14 protein-coding genes and 1 other annotated feature are annotated in these 15224 nt (G+C 39.7%); of the genes, 13 read left to right on the forward strand and 1 reads right to left on the reverse strand.

Going from position 1 to position 15224, the window contains the following annotated elements; translation table 11 throughout:
- Window positions 1-146: 146 nt before the first annotated feature.
- The gene (cidR, locus tag GH754_RS13665; RefSeq protein ID WP_153729253.1) at window positions 147-1052 is read right to left on the reverse strand and encodes a cidABC operon transcriptional activator CidR; all 906 of its coding nucleotides are present in this window, start codon (window positions 1050-1052) and stop codon (window positions 147-149) included.
- 425 nt (window positions 1053-1477) lie between these two features.
- Window positions 1478-1703 (forward strand) — a binding site (T-box leader).
- Window positions 1704-1750: 47 nt separating this feature from the next.
- On the opposite strand from cidR, the gene proB reads away from it, so the two are divergent.
- The 13 genes from proB (at window position 1751) to GH754_RS13730 (ending at window position 15223) form a co-directional block, all read left to right on the forward strand.
- The gene (proB, locus tag GH754_RS13670; RefSeq protein ID WP_153729254.1) at window positions 1751-2878 is read left to right on the forward strand and encodes a glutamate 5-kinase; all 1128 of its coding nucleotides are present in this window, start codon (window positions 1751-1753) and stop codon (window positions 2876-2878) included.
- Window positions 2871-4142: a glutamate-5-semialdehyde dehydrogenase gene (locus GH754_RS13675; protein ID WP_153729255.1), complete on the forward strand. Its 1272-nt coding sequence runs from the start codon at window positions 2871-2873 to the stop codon at window positions 4140-4142. The genes proB and GH754_RS13675 overlap by 8 nt, the downstream gene beginning before the upstream one ends.
- Window positions 4143-4406: 264 nt before the next feature.
- Window positions 4407-4715, forward strand: coding sequence for a metal-sensing transcriptional repressor (locus GH754_RS13680; protein WP_153729256.1), 309 nt, complete (start codon window positions 4407-4409; stop codon window positions 4713-4715).
- A 13-nt stretch (window positions 4716-4728) separates the two neighbouring features.
- Entirely contained in the window at window positions 4729-7113 is a 2385-nt protein-coding gene (locus GH754_RS13685) for a heavy metal translocating P-type ATPase (protein WP_153729257.1), read from the forward strand.
- 30 nt (window positions 7114-7143) lie between these two features.
- On the forward strand, window positions 7144-7347 hold the full coding sequence (gene copZ / locus GH754_RS13690; RefSeq protein ID WP_153729258.1) for a copper chaperone CopZ: 204 nt from the start codon (window positions 7144-7146) through the stop codon (window positions 7345-7347).
- Between the two features lie 298 nt (window positions 7348-7645).
- On the forward strand, window positions 7646-8800 hold the full coding sequence (locus tag GH754_RS13695) for a betaine/proline/choline family ABC transporter ATP-binding protein (protein WP_153729259.1): 1155 nt from the start codon (window positions 7646-7648) through the stop codon (window positions 8798-8800).
- A 13-nt stretch (window positions 8801-8813) separates the two neighbouring features.
- Window positions 8814-9458, forward strand: coding sequence for an ABC transporter permease (locus GH754_RS13700; RefSeq protein ID WP_153729260.1), 645 nt, complete (start codon window positions 8814-8816; stop codon window positions 9456-9458).
- Window positions 9459-9475: 17 nt separating this feature from the next.
- Complete coding sequence (locus GH754_RS13705) at window positions 9476-10405, forward strand: osmoprotectant ABC transporter substrate-binding protein (RefSeq protein WP_153729261.1); 930 nt, start codon at window positions 9476-9478, stop codon at window positions 10403-10405.
- Window position 10406: 1 nt separating this feature from the next.
- Window positions 10407-11066, forward strand: a complete 660-nt coding sequence (locus tag GH754_RS13710) for an ABC transporter permease (protein WP_153729262.1) — start codon at window positions 10407-10409, stop codon at window positions 11064-11066.
- Between the two features lie 38 nt (window positions 11067-11104).
- Window positions 11105-12772: a CocE/NonD family hydrolase gene (locus tag GH754_RS13715; RefSeq protein WP_153729263.1), complete on the forward strand. Its 1668-nt coding sequence runs from the start codon at window positions 11105-11107 to the stop codon at window positions 12770-12772.
- A 42-nt stretch (window positions 12773-12814) separates the two neighbouring features.
- Window positions 12815-13363, forward strand: a complete 549-nt coding sequence (locus GH754_RS13720) for a GbsR/MarR family transcriptional regulator (protein ID WP_153729264.1) — start codon at window positions 12815-12817, stop codon at window positions 13361-13363.
- Window positions 13360-14253: a BKACE family enzyme gene (locus GH754_RS13725; protein ID WP_153729265.1), complete on the forward strand. Its 894-nt coding sequence runs from the start codon at window positions 13360-13362 to the stop codon at window positions 14251-14253. The genes GH754_RS13720 and GH754_RS13725 overlap by 4 nt, the downstream gene beginning before the upstream one ends.
- Before the next feature lies 1 nt (window position 14254).
- Entirely contained in the window at window positions 14255-15223 is a 969-nt protein-coding gene (locus tag GH754_RS13730) for a 3-hydroxyacyl-CoA dehydrogenase NAD-binding domain-containing protein (RefSeq protein ID WP_153729266.1), read from the forward strand.
- The last annotated feature ends 1 nt before the right edge of the window (window position 15224 follow it).

Here is a 15224-nt window from a genome sequence, read left to right on the forward strand (position 1 = left end):
AGTATCTATCCATCACTTTTGGATAATTTCAGTGTACGTTCGATTTTTCTGTAAGTGAAATAGCAAATCATCATCGTTTGGATAGCCTTTGTCTATGTAAATGCTTTCAATCATTGATTTTTCGCATAAAAAAAGACCAGCTTTATTTAATTGGAAGCTGATCCGCTTTCTTCTGTACTTAAGCGATTTTGCGTATAAGCGAGCCATTCCTTAGTGGCATAAGAGATGTATTGATTTTTCGGCCATATAAGTGCAAGCTCCCAAGCAATGGAAGGTTTAATGACCTTGATTTTCTTCACTTTTTCCTTAAGCAAGCCGGCCACGCTTTTAGGGAGGATGGAAATACCGAGGTTAGAAGCGATCATCTTACCGATAAAGTCCCACTGGGAGCTTTCAGAGATGACTTTTGGAATGAAGCCGGCTTCTTTACAAGAGGATTTAATCCTGTCATTCAGAACGAAATCTTTATTGAATAGGATGAATGAATCGTTTTTCAGTTCTTCTAGTCGTATTTGCTTTCGCCCTGCTAACGGGTGGGCAGGGGGAAGGACGGCCACTAACTCTTCGCTTAAAAGAAAGAAGTGTTCGAATTGTTCCTCCTGAGTCGGTAAAACGGTAATCCCCACATCAAGTTCCTCTTGAATGATATTCTCTTCGATTCTTTTCGCCCCATCCTCGATGAGTTGAAAGGTAATGTGTGGGTACTTGGCATGAAAACCTCCTAAAATCTTAATAAATTGATCAGCATCCATAATCGGTGGGAGGCCGACTCGAATGTGTCCCTTTTTAAGTCCTAACAGATCATCAAGTTGGGTGTTGAGGTTTTCAAAGGCTTTATCAATGGTTTTAGCTTGCATTAGAATTAACCGTCCGGCATCGGTAAGGATAACCTTTTTTCTCGTTCGCTCAAACAATTCCACCCCAAGGTCTTCTTCCAGGTTTTTAATCATTTTGCTGATGGTCGGCTGTGCAATGTATAAGTGCTCTGCTGCTTTGGTGAAACTCTGGAAGCGGGCGACTTCGATGAAATATTGTAAATGGCGGATGTCCATGGTTTACATCTCCTTTAAATGAATAACTGATTACATTCAATCATAAAGAGAGGGGTGAACGATATCAATGGGGAAGGTAAAAAAATATACCCTCATAATGGTTGACAAGATTAGCATATTGTGATATTTGTTAGACACCTCAGATTTCCTCTCACTTACTTTTTTTATAATCACAAGATTAAAAGACCACTGCTTTTAGCTGAAGGTTAGTGAATGCAAGAACTCAAAAAGGTAAACGAGCGAAATAGCCCTGTATACTATGAATAATCTGGGCGATGATTATCATAGTATGGTTTATTACAAAGAGCCTCACACTTATAGGTTAGTAGAAATTTCAAGGTTATGGTAATTTTATTGACTCCTAATCAAATTTAGTTCATAATAATTTATTAATTATAGAAGAATTAACAAATAAATGTATAAATTTCAAAGTAATGATAGGGAACTATTAGATAGTCCTCAGGTGAAAGAGAGTAAAATTCATGGGCTGAAAGATTTTACAACCTGCAATGCTATTGAACCTATCCCTTGAACTGTTAGGCAATCACCTAACCGAAATTCCTGCGTTAAAGGATATTTAAAGTGGATATTAGGTGCATCTAATATCAATAAAGGTGGTACCGCGGAGAACAATGCTCTTCCGTCCTTGTATAAGGATGGAAGGGCATTTTTTAGTTATAAATTGGGGTGAATGTTAAATGAGTAAGAAAAGGATTGTTGTCAAAATAGGCAGTAGCTCCTTAACAAACAAAAGTGGTGGACTAAGTAGTGAAAAGCTGCGTAAATACGTAGATGCGCTTGCAAGCTTGAAACAACTTGGGCATGAAGTCATTTTGATTTCATCTGGGGCTGTTGCAGCTGGTTTTACAGACCTTGGTTATTCCTCCCGTCCTGTAACGATTGCTGGGAAACAAGCAGCTGCAGCGGTCGGGCAAGGGCAATTATTAAAAGGTTATACAGAAGAGTTTAAGAAACATGGTATTGTGGCAGCACAACTGCTGTTAACAAGACAAAACTTCTTGTACAAAGAACAATATCAAAATGCACATGCAACCTTATCTGAACTATTAAAGCGTCATGTCACACCTATTATTAATGAAAATGATTCAGTGTCAATTGAAGGATTAACCTTTGGTGATAATGACATGCTATCAGCGCTAGTTAGTGGTCTTGTGCATGCAGATTTTTTAATGATGCTAACAGATATCAATGGGATATATGATCGGAATCCACGAACACATCCAGATGCAAAAAAATATAACTTCCTTGATGAAATTGATGATCATTTAGTAATTAATGCTTCTGAAGCTGGTTCAAAGGTCGGTACAGGTGGAATGAAATCAAAAATAGAGGCAGCCCGTACAGCATTAGATTTAGGGGTAAAAGTATTTATTGGAACGGGCACGAGTGGGGAGGAACTTGTTGATATACTAGTCGGGAAAGGGGATGGAACCTATATCGGTAGGAGCTCCCAAGCTAGTATGAATAGTTCAAAGCAGTGGCTAGCACTCCATTCGATTCCTAGTGGGAAAATTGAAGTTGATCATGGTGCTGAAGATGCTATATTAAAACATGGAAAAAGTCTCTTGCCAGCTGGTGTAACAAATATTATTGGTGATTTTAGGGTCAATGATGTAGTTGAGGTAGTCAATGTAAAGGGGCGACTGATTGGAAAGGGTAGAGTGAATTTTTCTTCTAAACAATTATTAGACATTAAGGGGTTATCGAGTACTGATGCTATGGTAAAAGCCAATAGTGATCAAAAGGTTGTAATCCATAGGGACTATTGGGTAAGTCAAAATAAAAGGAGAATGAAGAATGGGTGAAATCTATCAAACTGACCAAAGTAGTGAGTTGATGCAAAAAGCTCAAATGGCCAAAAACGCAGCTTCATTATTAGCAAAAACGACAACGGAACAAAAAAATAAAGCACTCCAACTTATTTCAGAACAGATCATCAAAGAAAAGGAATTTATATTAAAGGAAAATAAGAAGGATTTAACAGTCGGAAAAGACAATGGAATAAGCGATTCTTTACTTGATCGCTTAATGCTAGATGTATCACGACTAAAAGATATGTCGGATGCTCTTATCGAGTTAACCGAATTGGAGGATCCAATTGGGGAATTGTTAGCAAAATGGGAACGTCCGAATGGTTTGACCATTTTACAAATACGAGTTCCGCTTGGTGTAATCGGAATGATTTATGAGGCTAGACCAAACGTAACTGTTGATGCCTCAAGTCTCTGTTTAAAAACAGGTAATGCCGTGTTGCTTCGCGGTAGTTCCACGGCTATCTATTCAAATAAAGCAATCGTAAAGGTTATCCATCATGCACTTGAAATGAGTGATTTACCTGTTGATTCGGTCCAACTACTAGAAGATACTAGTCGGGAAACGGCTTCAAAGATGTTCCAATTAAATCATTATCTCGACGTGTTAATCCCGCGTGGAAGTGCAAAGTTGATTCAAACGGTTATCCAAAATTCGACCGTCCCTGTGTTAGAAACCGGTGCAGGTAATTGTCATGTTTATATTGATGAAACAGCTGATCCAAGGATGGCCATTGACATTGCTATTAATGCCAAAACAGAGCGTCCTTCTGTATGTAATGCTTGTGAAACTATTCTTATACAAAGCGATTGGGGTTCCAAACATTTAAAAGGTTTAATTAACGCTTTACAAAAAGAGGAAGTCCGAATTCACGGAGATGAAACAATACAACAGCTGGGAATGAATATCATTCCTGCAAGTGAAGAAGACTGGGGTACTGAATATTTAGGGCTAGAAGTAGCACTAAAGGTTGTTGAAAACGTAGATGAAGCAATTGCACACATTAATCAATATGGAACAAAGCATTCCGAGGCTATTATCTCTTCAAAAAGTGAAAATGTAGAACAATTTTTCACTGAAATTGATGCAGCAGCCGTGTATCACAACGCCTCTACCCGATTCACAGATGGATTTGAATTTGGATTTGGTGCTGAGATTGGGATCAGTACACAAAAACTTCATGCTCGTGGACCAATGGGTTTATCCGCCTTAACCGCTACTAAATATATTATTAAGGGGGAAGGGCAAGTAAAGTAGTGTTTAAAATAAAATGCAAACCTTTTAAATAAAAGAGGCTATTCATTAGGTGTAAAAATCTATTGCAAAGCCTCTTTTTTCAATATTTCTATAGAGAAATAACGGTCTGAGCAAGTTAAAATATTTTATTCCAGACTAGGAAATATTAAGGGGTGTTGGGTGTTATATATTGTAATTTAATTTTTAAAATCCAATGCCTTTCCATTGACAATTAATACTATAGGGGGGTATAGTATAACTAGAAAATATAAGGAAGTGATGATAATGGATGAAGAAAAATTCTTACATGATCACCCAAGTACGCCTAGAACAAAGGATGAAATGGATAAAATCATTAACCGTTTAAAGCGGATAGAAGGTCAAGTTCGTGGGGTACAGAAAATGGTGGAAGATGATCGATATTGTATAGATATTTTAGTCCAAATCAGTGCCATACAATCTGCATTAAAGAATGTAGGCTTTTCTGTGACAGAACGACATATCAACCATTGTGTTAGTGATGCCATTATGAAAGGTGAAGGCAAAGAATCTATTGAAGAATTAATGAATGTCATGAAGCAATTTTCTAAGTAAGGGGGGAGCTATTATGGGAGAAACAAATCACTCCACACTTGGTGTAACAGGAATGACCTGTGCAGCTTGTTCGAATCGAATCGAGAAGGTTCTAAATAAAATGGATGGTGTAGAAGCCCAAGTTAATTTAACGACAAAAAAGGCGACGGTGGATTACGATCCAGAGAAGGCAAATATTGAAGACATTACGAAAAAAATTGAAAATATTGGCTATGGCGTTCGAACAGAAAAAGCTGAATTTGATGTCTTTGGGATGACCTGTGCAGCTTGTTCGAACCGAATCGAAAAGGTGTTAAATAAACAAGAAGGTGTCTCATTAGCTACTGTTAACTTAACAACGGAAAGTGCTTCCATTGAATATAACCCGGTATTAGTTGATCAAAACGCTCTCATCGAGAAAATACGTAAGATTGGATATGATGCGAAAACAAAGGCAAAGTCTGAAGAAAAGCAATCCTATAAAGAAAAGGAACTGCAACATAAAAAGGTGAAACTAATTATTTCTGCAGTCCTGTCTGCCCCTTTATTAGTCACAATGCTTGTTCATTTATTTAACATGAATGTTCCTGATATATTCATGAATCCATGGTTCCAATTTGCTTTAGCTACACCCGTTCAATTTATCATTGGATGGCAATTTTATGTTGGTGCCTATAAGAACCTGAAAAATGGTGGAGCTAACATGGATGTCTTAGTCGCACTAGGTACAAGTGCAGCTTACTTCTATAGTTTATACGAAGCAGTTAAGACAATAGGTAATCCAGGATATATGCCCCACCTCTATTTTGAAACGAGTGCTGTTTTAGTCACACTCATTTTATTTGGTAAGTATTTGGAAACGAGAGCCAAGAGTCAAACCACAAATGCCATATCTGAATTGCTGAATTTACAAGCAAAAGAAGCACGCGTGATTAGAGACGGCAAAGAACAGATGATTCCAGTTGAGCAGGTTATGGTAGGGGATCATTTAATCGTGAAACCAGGTGAAAAAATACCCGTGGATGGTACCGTTGTGAAAGGGAGAACATCTGTTGATGAATCTATGCTTACTGGTGAATCAATTCCAATTGAAAAAGATACCGGCGCAAAAGTAATAGGCTCTACCATCAATAAAAATGGCTCAATTGAAATGGAAGCCACAAAGGTTGGTAAGGATACGGCGCTTGCCTCCATTATTAAAGTAGTTGAAGAAGCACAGGGTTCAAAGGCACCCATTCAACGGCTAGCCGATGTTATTTCCGGTTATTTTGTGCCAATTGTAGTCGGTATTGCCATTGTAACGTTTGTGATCTGGATAGCTTTTGTTGATCCTGGTCAATTTGAATCCGCATTGGTTGCAGCAATAGCGGTACTTGTCATTGCTTGTCCATGTGCCTTAGGACTCGCCACTCCTACCTCCATTATGGTTGGTACAGGAAAAGCTGCAGAAAATGGAATTTTATTTAAAGGTGGAGAACACTTAGAAGGCACGCATCAATTACAAGCAATCGTACTTGATAAGACGGGAACCATCACAAAAGGAAAACCAGAAGTTACGGATTTTTCTGGTGATGAGGAAACATTACAATTATTGGCTAGTGCAGAAAAAGGATCAGAACACCCACTTGCAGAAGCGATTGTGACATATGCAACAGAAAATGAAATTGATTTTGTGGATGTGGATGATTTCTCTGCCATACCTGGTCATGGTATTGAAGCAACGATATCTGGAAAACACATTCTGGTTGGAAATCGAAAGTTGATGCAAAAACATCAAATTGTGTTAGAAGACTCTGAAGAAAAGTTAGTGGACTATGAAACCAATGGTAAAACAGCCATGTTAATCGCTATCGACGGGAAGCTTCGAGGCATCGTGGCAGTTGCAGACACCATTAAAGAAACTGCGCCTGAAGCGATTAAGCATTTAAAAGAATTGGGAATTGAAGTGATCATGTTAACTGGGGATAACGAAAGAACGGCGCAGGCTATTGCCAAACAAGTAGGAATCGATCAGGTAATTGCTCAGGTATTACCTGAAGAGAAATCAGATAAAGTAAAGGAAATTCAATCGCAAGGTAAAAAGGTAGCCATGGTTGGTGATGGTGTAAATGATGCACCTGCACTCGTTACTGCAGATATTGGAATTGCGATTGGAACTGGAACCGAAGTGGCAATCGAAGCTGCTGACATTACAATTCTTGGTGGCGAGCTGTTGCTCATACCGAAGGCCATTAAAATCAGTCATGCAACGATTCGAAATATCCGTCAAAACCTGTTCTGGGCATTCGGATACAATACAGCAGGAATACCAGTTGCAGCAGTCGGATTACTTGCACCATGGATTGCTGGTGCAGCGATGGCATTAAGTTCAGTTAGTGTGGTTTCAAACTCACTTCGCTTAAAACGAGCGAAAATATAAAATCAGAACATGTAAAGGAGGTGAATGAACATGGAAAAAACATTAAACGTTCAAGGCATGTCATGTGGTCATTGCAAAATGTCAGTGGAAGGTGCATTGAAAAATTTAGATGGAGTATCAGCAGCTGAAGTGAATTTGGATGCGGGTAATGTCGATGTTACTTATGATGATTCCAAAATTACTGTTGATGCTATGAAAGAAGCGATTGAAGATCAAGGCTATGATGTTGAGTGACGTAGATAAAAGTAAACTCTATAGATAAATATTACTTAGTGATGGGCTTCCCATAAGTTGACTTAACTTGTGGGAAGTTTTTTTATTTAAGCTGAAAGCGTTAACATTGTGAAATCATGTCAAAATCAGCCGAAAATTGCCGAAATTCTACGATATCCACTTTATAAACTTTATACAATAAAAATTGTATAGATTTTTAGTATTGTATAAAGTTATATGCATTTTTCCTCAATTAAACGATTCTCGTATACTTGTAAAGGTGATTCAGCGAGAAAGTACTACTTGGAGGTGTAGAGCATTGCTAGAGTTTAAAAACGTAAAAAAGCGATATGGTGGGGGAAAAACCGTTGTAAGTAATTTGAATTTAAAAATAGAGAAAGGTGAATTTGTCTGTTTTATTGGTCCTAGTGGCTGCGGGAAAACCACTACAATGAAGATGGTAAATCGTCTAATTCACATTTCGGAAGGATCAATTCTAGTTGATGGAAAAAACATCAAAGATCAGGATCCTGTGGAATTACGAAGATCCATTGGGTATGTCATTCAGCAAATTGGCCTGATGCCACATATGACAATTAAGGAGAACATTGTACTTGTTGGTACCTTATTAAAATGGTCAAAGGAAAAGAAAGATGCACGTGCTAAGGAACTGTTAAAGCTGGTAGGGTTGCCTGAAGAGTACTTAGATAAGTATCCACATGAATTAAGTGGAGGACAACAGCAGCGTATCGGTGTTTTACGAGCCCTGGCCGCAAATCCACCATTAATTTTAATGGACGAGCCATTCGGAGCTCTTGACCCTATTACAAGAGATTCCTTACAGGAGGAGTTTAAAAAGCTCCAAAAGGAATTAGATAAAACGATTGTGTTTGTTACACACGACATGGATGAAGCATTAAAGCTTGGAGACCGTATTGTCATTATGAAAGATGGAGAGGTTGTTCAGGCAGATACTCCAGATGAAATCCTCAGAAATCCAGCAAACGAATTTGTAGAGGAGTTCCTAGGCAAGGATCGCTTAATCCAAGGACGACCTGATGTCACGACAGTAGGGCAAATTATGGAGGGTTCTCCAGTCACCGTACAAACAGGGACAACATTAAAATCTGCAATTTCCACTATGCGGGATAAACATGTGGATTCCTTGCTTGTTGTTGATTCTAATCATGTATTAAAAGGATTTATTGATATTGAAGCTATTAATCTCAATTATAAAAAAGCCAATCAGGTAGATGACATTATGGAAACTGATTTTATTTCGGTTTCTCAAGATAGTTTACTAAGAGATACAGTTCATCGCATTCTTCGTCGTGGAGTTAAATATGTACCTGTAATTGACAATGACCAGAAGCTGACAGGGATTGTGACAAGGGCTACTCTTGCAAACCTTGTATATGACACAATCTGGGGCGATGGTATGGAATTGGCTGAAGCAGCGACGGCAACAGAGTAGGAGGTGCACAACTATGATGGAATTTTTTACAGAGCATGGTAATGATTTAATGATCAAAACATGGGAACATTTTTATATTTCGTTAGCAGCAATTCTTCTCGGCGTACTAGTGGCCGTACCTCTTGGCATTATGTTATCAAGGACGCCGAAGTTTGCTGATCGGTTTATTTCTTTTGTTGGGATTCTACAGACGATTCCAAGCTTAGCGATTCTTGCTTTTTTTATCCCGATTATGGGTGTTGGAAAACTTCCTGCTATTCTAGCTCTATTTTTCTATTCATTACTGCCAATATTACGGAACACTTATATTGGTGTACGTGACGTTGATAAGGGTGTAGTTGAGGCAGGAAAAGGTATGGGAATGAGTAATAGACAATCCATAGTAAAGATGGAGTTGCCATTAGCACTCCCTGTAATTATGGCAGGAGTTCGATTATCAACGGTTTATCTCATTGGCTGGGCTACACTGGCTGCATTTATTGGTGGTGGAGGTCTTGGTGACTTTATTTTTGATGGATTGAACCTCTATCAGCCAGCCTTAATTATTGCTGGTACAATCCCGGCAACGATTCTTGCTGTAATAGCTGACCGTTCACTGGCCTACTTAGAAAACCGTTTAACACCTGAAGGATTAAAAGATTCATATGAAGCGGCATAATGGTGGAGGTGACAACGATGAAGAGAAACATATATAAAGGATGTATTGTAGTAATGTTACTTGGGATGCTTGCGGGTTGTTCACTTCCTGGGCTCGCAAGTACATCAAAAGAAACGTTGAAAATAGGGGCACTTGGAACATCTGAATCCCAAATCCTAGCTGAAATGCTGTCAATTATGATTGAACGGGAAACAGATGCAGATACAGATTTGGTGACACACTTGGGCTCTTCTATTGTTCAGCACCAAGGGATGACTAGAGGAGATCTTGATATCACTAGTACCCGGTACACAGGAACAGATCTTTCCGGAGCTTTAGGGATGGAACCAATTACCAATCCAGAAAAAGCTTTAGGTATAGTCAAACGTGAATTTCAGGAGCGTTTTAATCAAACCTGGGCACCAACATATGGATTTGAAAATAGTTATTCAGTAGCTGTAACGAAGGAATTTGCCGAAAAGAACAACATTGAAACCGTTTCGGATTTAGAGCCATATGCTGGGGAGCTCCGATTTGGTGTTGATAATGCGTGGATTAACCGTAAAGGTGATGGATATGACGGATTTCAAGAAACCTATTTTTCATTCGGTGAAGTTTTTCCAATGAACGTGGGTCTTGTCTATCAAGCAGCAGCAAGTGGCAAAATGGATGTTGTGTTGGCCTATTCCTCTGATGGACGAATTAAAGAATTTGACTTAAAGGTGCTGGAGGATGATCGAAAATTCTTCCCGCCCTATGATGCTTCGCCAGTTATCGTAAATAAAGTTATAGAAAAATATCCAAAAATAAAGGAAATTACCGAACGACTTTCCGGACAAATATCTACCGAAACAATGCAGGAATTAAATTATAATGCGGATGTTAAATTGATGAACCCGCGTAAGGTTGCAGAACAATTCCTAGAAAAACACAACTATTTTGAGGATACAGCAAAGGAGGGACAATGAGATGGAAACTATGGAACAGTTTATTCATTACTTTAGTCAGAATAGCGACTATATCTGGACACAATTTTACCGACATTTTCTTATGGCAGCCTATGGAGTTTTATTAGCAGCTATAATCTCAATCCCTTTAGGTATTCTGATTGCTAAGTATGGGAAATTAAGCAGCTGGGTACTGGCATTTGGCAGTATCATTCAGACCATTCCTGCTTTAGGTGCAATGGCTGTTATTATGATTGTTTTAGGTCTTGGTACAAATACAGTCATTTTCACATTAATGCTTTATTCGATTTTACCTATTACACAAAACACATACGTTGGCATGAAAGATGTAGATCATACTGTGATTGAAGCAGGGTTTGCCTCCGGAATGACACGTTTTCAACTATTACGTATGGTCGAGCTTCCTCTTGCTGTTAGTGTCATTATGGCCGGCCTTAGAACAGCACTTGTTATCGGTATTGGAATTGGAGCAATTGGTGCATTTGTTGGAGCAGGTGGTCTAGGAGCCATTATTTTAACAGGAACGAATGCAACAGATGGAACCCCAATTATTCTGGCAGGTGCAATCCCAACGGCGCTAATGGCCATTATTGCAGACTTAGTTATGGGATGGATTGAACGGAAGCTTCAGCCCGTTAAAGAGTCGAAAACAACCGCCTAATCATTAAAACTTCACTTAATTGGAAGAGGTGACCGGTCATGGGCGAGAATCACATAAAAGTTGAGAAAAATATTCCTTGTCAACTGGAAGATGGGACTATCCTGCGTTCTGACGTATATCGCCCTAATGTTGAAAATGGAGTATATCCAGTTTTAATGCTAAGGCTTCCATATGATAAGGAAACTCCACGATATTATGATGAGTATTTAGATGTTCCCCGCATGGTTGATGCAGGCTATGCTGTGATTCTCCAGGACGTCCGAGGAAGGTTTGCATCAGATGGTGATTTTTATCCATTTATTCATGAAGGTAAAGATGGCTATGAAGCAGTTGAATGGGCTGCAAGACTTCCTTTTTCAAATGGTAAGGTTGGTTTGTTCGGCATGTCCTATCATGGGTATACACAGCTTGCGGCAGCAGTGGAACACCCTCCTTCACTAAAAGCCATTGCTCCTGTTATGACGATGGCGGAACCATGGGGAGATATTCTTGGCAATGAAGGAGATGCTCATGCTGTTGGTAAGTTTGAAACATGGGTATTAGGGTCTATCCTAGAGGATCAATTAAAAAGAGAAAACCGCTATGACTCTAAGAAGTTTAATCAGTATTACGAAAGCTTGGAAGAATGGCTATATGATGCACCGGCAGAAGAATGGACACCAATGAAAGACTTAAGTCCTGATTCATTCTTTTTTGATGTCATGCGGGGGAATTTGGCACCGGAATGGAAGGTAATGACCAATTTATCCGAAAGACTTTGGCAGCTTGAAATTCCTGCACTTTTTATGGGAGGCTGGTTTGATGCCTTATTAATGCCCACCTTGGCGGCATACAAGGCTTATGGTGGTCCGTGTATGCTCTGGATTGGACCTTGGACACACGAGGAAATGACCGGGCATGCGGGGGAACGTTTTTTTGAAAATGCCAAGAAAGATATCGGTTTTAATCAATTTTCCGATACAACCGAAATTCATATTAAATTTTTTGATCATTGGTTGAAGGGTAAACCTATGCCTATTCATAAGCCTGTCCAGCTATATTTAATGGGAGAAAATCGATGGGCGGCTTTTGATGAGTGGCCAATATCCGGGACAGTGAGGGAACTTTTTCTTGACGATGGAGGACGTAGAGGTAAGCTTACCCAAAAGCCAGATAGCGCTGGGAGCGAGAGTCAGCTAAAACTGGACCCCTCCAATCCGGTACCGGTACGAGGTGGAGGAACTTTAATTGCTGGACATCAATCAGGTATGTTTGATGTAAGTGATATACAGGAACGAGACGATGTACTTGTCTTTACTAGTGAGCCTCTTGAAGAAGATTACCAATTGCTTGGTTTGGTGAAGGGACATATTTGGTGTTCATCCCCAACTGCAATTTTTGACATTTCGCTCAGGATTTCGGATGTTGATCAATCAGGACGTGCTTATAATGTCATCGATACATTTCATCGGGAAAAACTGGGAAAGCTAAACGAGCCTTTCTGTCTGGACATAGAAATTGGCTCAACAGCTTATACGCTGAAAAAAGGGCATTGCTTACGTTTGGATATAGCAGCAAGTAAAGCACCTCTTTATGATGTAAACTTGAATAATGGAACAACAACTAAAACACATGTTAAGGGTGAAATTGGTTTTGAAACCATTTATCATGGTGGGGAAATGGATTCAAAAATTATTGTACAACTTGCTGCAGATAATGATGCATAGTTTAGTATCAGTTAGCTGGATGAAGTAAAGGAGATTATCGCGATGAATCATAAAGAGAAAATTGAAGACGTCAAAGCACAGTTTGTTGAAAAAATTACTGACAATATGAATGCATTTGGTGTTTCTACAAGTGTCGGCCGTGTTCTTGGGACCATCTATATGCAAAGGGAACCCATGACACTGGATGAATTATCCTCAGAAATTGGCATGAGTAAAACCCGGATGAGTCAGGTTGTCAGGGAAATGATTGATATGAATATTGCTGAGCGTGTATTTAAAAAAGGTGTGCGAAAAGATTTATTTCAGGTTGAAGAGGATTATTATGAAACCTTTATTTCTTTATTCACCTCTACATGGCAAAAGGCCGTCCACAGAAGCCGGAATTTTGAACAGCGATTGATGAAAAAGCTAGATGATTTACAGCAGGAATCAGATACAAGTGAAGAAGATGAGCAGGCTATTAATGAACTTTTAATTGAGGTCAAAAAATGGATGGACTACTACGACTGGATACGTAGAGTAACAGAGTTTTTCGAGAGCGGAGAAATATTTAAGCATGTACCGAAGAATCAAGGAGGCGAGTCAACATGAATAAAAAAGTAATTCTATCATGTGCGGTGACGGGTGCAGGTGATACTACAGCTAAGAGTCCACATGTACCAGTTACGCCAAAGGAGATTGCAGATTCAGCCATTAAAGCAGCAAAAGCAGGGGCAACTGTTGCACATATTCATGTTCGCGACCCCAAAACAGGCAAGCTAAGTCATGATGTAAATCTGTTTCAGGAAGTCGTTGAACGTATTCGAGAGTCGGAAACGGATGTCATTATTAATCTAACCTCTGGCGGTGGTGGCGACTGGGTACCAAATGAAAATGATCCGTCAACAGGCGGTGCGGGTACAGATATGCAAACACCAGAAGAACGCCATGAACCTATAGGAAAATTGCTTCCGGAAATGTGTACATTAGATTGTGGGAGCACTAATTTTGGCAATATGCTATATGTAAGCCCAACAGATTGGCTGCGGAAACAGGCCAGAATGGTACAGCAAAGTGGCGTTAAGCCTGAACTTGAATGCTTTGATACAGGCCATGTTCGCTTTGCTAATCAATTAGTTGAGGAAGGATTAATTGATGGGGATCCATTATTCCAGTTCTGCTTGGGTATTCCATGGGGTGCGGCAGCAGATGCAGAGACACTTTCGTATATGAAAAACCGTATACCGAAGAACGGGAGATGGGCAGCGTTTGGAATCGGTCGGATGCAAATGCCAATGGCTGCAGAATCCTTACTTCAGGGCGGAAATATCCGTGTTGGTTTGGAGGATAATCTTTACATGAAAAAGGGACAGCTGGCAACGAATGAACAATTAGTAGATAAAGCAGTGGGAATCGCGCATAGTCTCGGTTCAGATATTATGACACCAGCAGAAGCACGCCAAGAGTTGAATTTGCTCAACCCATATGGAAAGGAAGATTAACATGACATCAGGAGAATCTATCAGAAATATTACGGTTGTCGGGACCGGCGTAATCGGAAATGGTTGGATCACTAGGTTTTTAGCCAATGGGTATCAGGTAACTGCTTTTGATCCTGACCCGGAAGCAGAGAGCAAAACTCGTGAAGCTGTTGAACGAGCATGGCCTTATATGAAAAAAATGGGTTTAGCAGATGGGGCATCCAAGGACAAGCTATTTTTTGAGCAGGATATGCAGAAAAGTCTTAAGCATGCTGATTTTATTCAGGAAAATGTGCCAGAGCGAGAGGAATTAAAACGAAGTGTTATCGCAGATATCGATAAGTATGCACCAGCCAAAGCTGTTATTGCCTCTAGCACCTCTGGTATTTTACCAAGTGTTTTGCAGTCTGATTGCCAGAATCATCCTGAACGAGTGATTGTCGCTCATCCGTTCAATCCTGTCTACCTCATACCATTGGTTGAATTGGTTGGCGGGGAGAAAACAATGAAAGATAGCATTGAAAGGGCGCGCATTTTTTATGAGTCTATGAAAATGAAACCCCTTGTGGTTCGACAGGAAATTGAAGGACATATTGGGGATCGTTTAATGGAAGCCATTTGGCGTGAATCCTTACACATTGTAAATGACGGAGTGGCAACAACTGAAGAAGTAGATGCCTCCATTATTTATGGTCCTGGAATTCGTTGGGCATTAATGGGACCGTTTCTAACCTTGCACATGGGTGGGGGAAAGCAGGGGATGAAGCATCTATTGGAGCAATTTGGCCCTGCACTGAAGCTACCATGGACGAAACTGGAGGCTCCAGAACTTACTGATGAATTGACCGAGAAAGTTGTGAAGGGTACTGAGTCTCAAACCAATCAAGTAGACATGGAAGAGCTGGAAGAACGTCGAGATCAGTTTCTCATTGAAATACAGCAAGTTTTAGAGAAATATTGGCCTGGTGCGAACCTATCAGGTAGATTGTAAT

Source organism: Salinibacillus xinjiangensis, assembly GCF_009649735.1.
GTDB lineage: Bacteria > Bacillota > Bacilli > Bacillales > Alkalibacillaceae > Salinibacillus > Salinibacillus xinjiangensis.

Bases quoted from the DNA above. Each gene is read 5' to 3' on its own strand.
- cidR (WP_153729253.1), bottom strand. From the start codon at position 1,052: ATGGACATCCGCCATTTACAATATTTCATCGAAGTCGCCCGCTTCCAG.
- proB (WP_153729254.1), top strand. From the start codon at position 1,751: ATGAGTAAGAAAAGGATTGTTGTCAAAATAGGCAGTAGCTCCTTAACA.
- GH754_RS13675 (WP_153729255.1), top strand. From the start codon at position 2,871: ATGGGTGAAATCTATCAAACTGACCAAAGTAGTGAGTTGATGCAAAAA.
- GH754_RS13680 (WP_153729256.1), top strand. From the start codon at position 4,407: ATGGATGAAGAAAAATTCTTACATGATCACCCAAGTACGCCTAGAACA.
- GH754_RS13685 (WP_153729257.1), top strand. From the start codon at position 4,729: ATGGGAGAAACAAATCACTCCACACTTGGTGTAACAGGAATGACCTGT.
- copZ (WP_153729258.1), top strand. From the start codon at position 7,144: ATGGAAAAAACATTAAACGTTCAAGGCATGTCATGTGGTCATTGCAAA.
- GH754_RS13700 (WP_153729260.1), top strand. From the start codon at position 8,814: ATGATGGAATTTTTTACAGAGCATGGTAATGATTTAATGATCAAAACA.
- GH754_RS13705 (WP_153729261.1), top strand. From the start codon at position 9,476: ATGAAGAGAAACATATATAAAGGATGTATTGTAGTAATGTTACTTGGG.
- GH754_RS13710 (WP_153729262.1), top strand. From the start codon at position 10,407: ATGGAAACTATGGAACAGTTTATTCATTACTTTAGTCAGAATAGCGAC.
- GH754_RS13715 (WP_153729263.1), top strand. From the start codon at position 11,105: ATGGGCGAGAATCACATAAAAGTTGAGAAAAATATTCCTTGTCAACTG.
- GH754_RS13720 (WP_153729264.1), top strand. From the start codon at position 12,815: ATGAATCATAAAGAGAAAATTGAAGACGTCAAAGCACAGTTTGTTGAA.
- GH754_RS13725 (WP_153729265.1), top strand. From the start codon at position 13,360: ATGAATAAAAAAGTAATTCTATCATGTGCGGTGACGGGTGCAGGTGAT.
- GH754_RS13730 (WP_153729266.1), top strand. From the start codon at position 14,255: ATGACATCAGGAGAATCTATCAGAAATATTACGGTTGTCGGGACCGGC.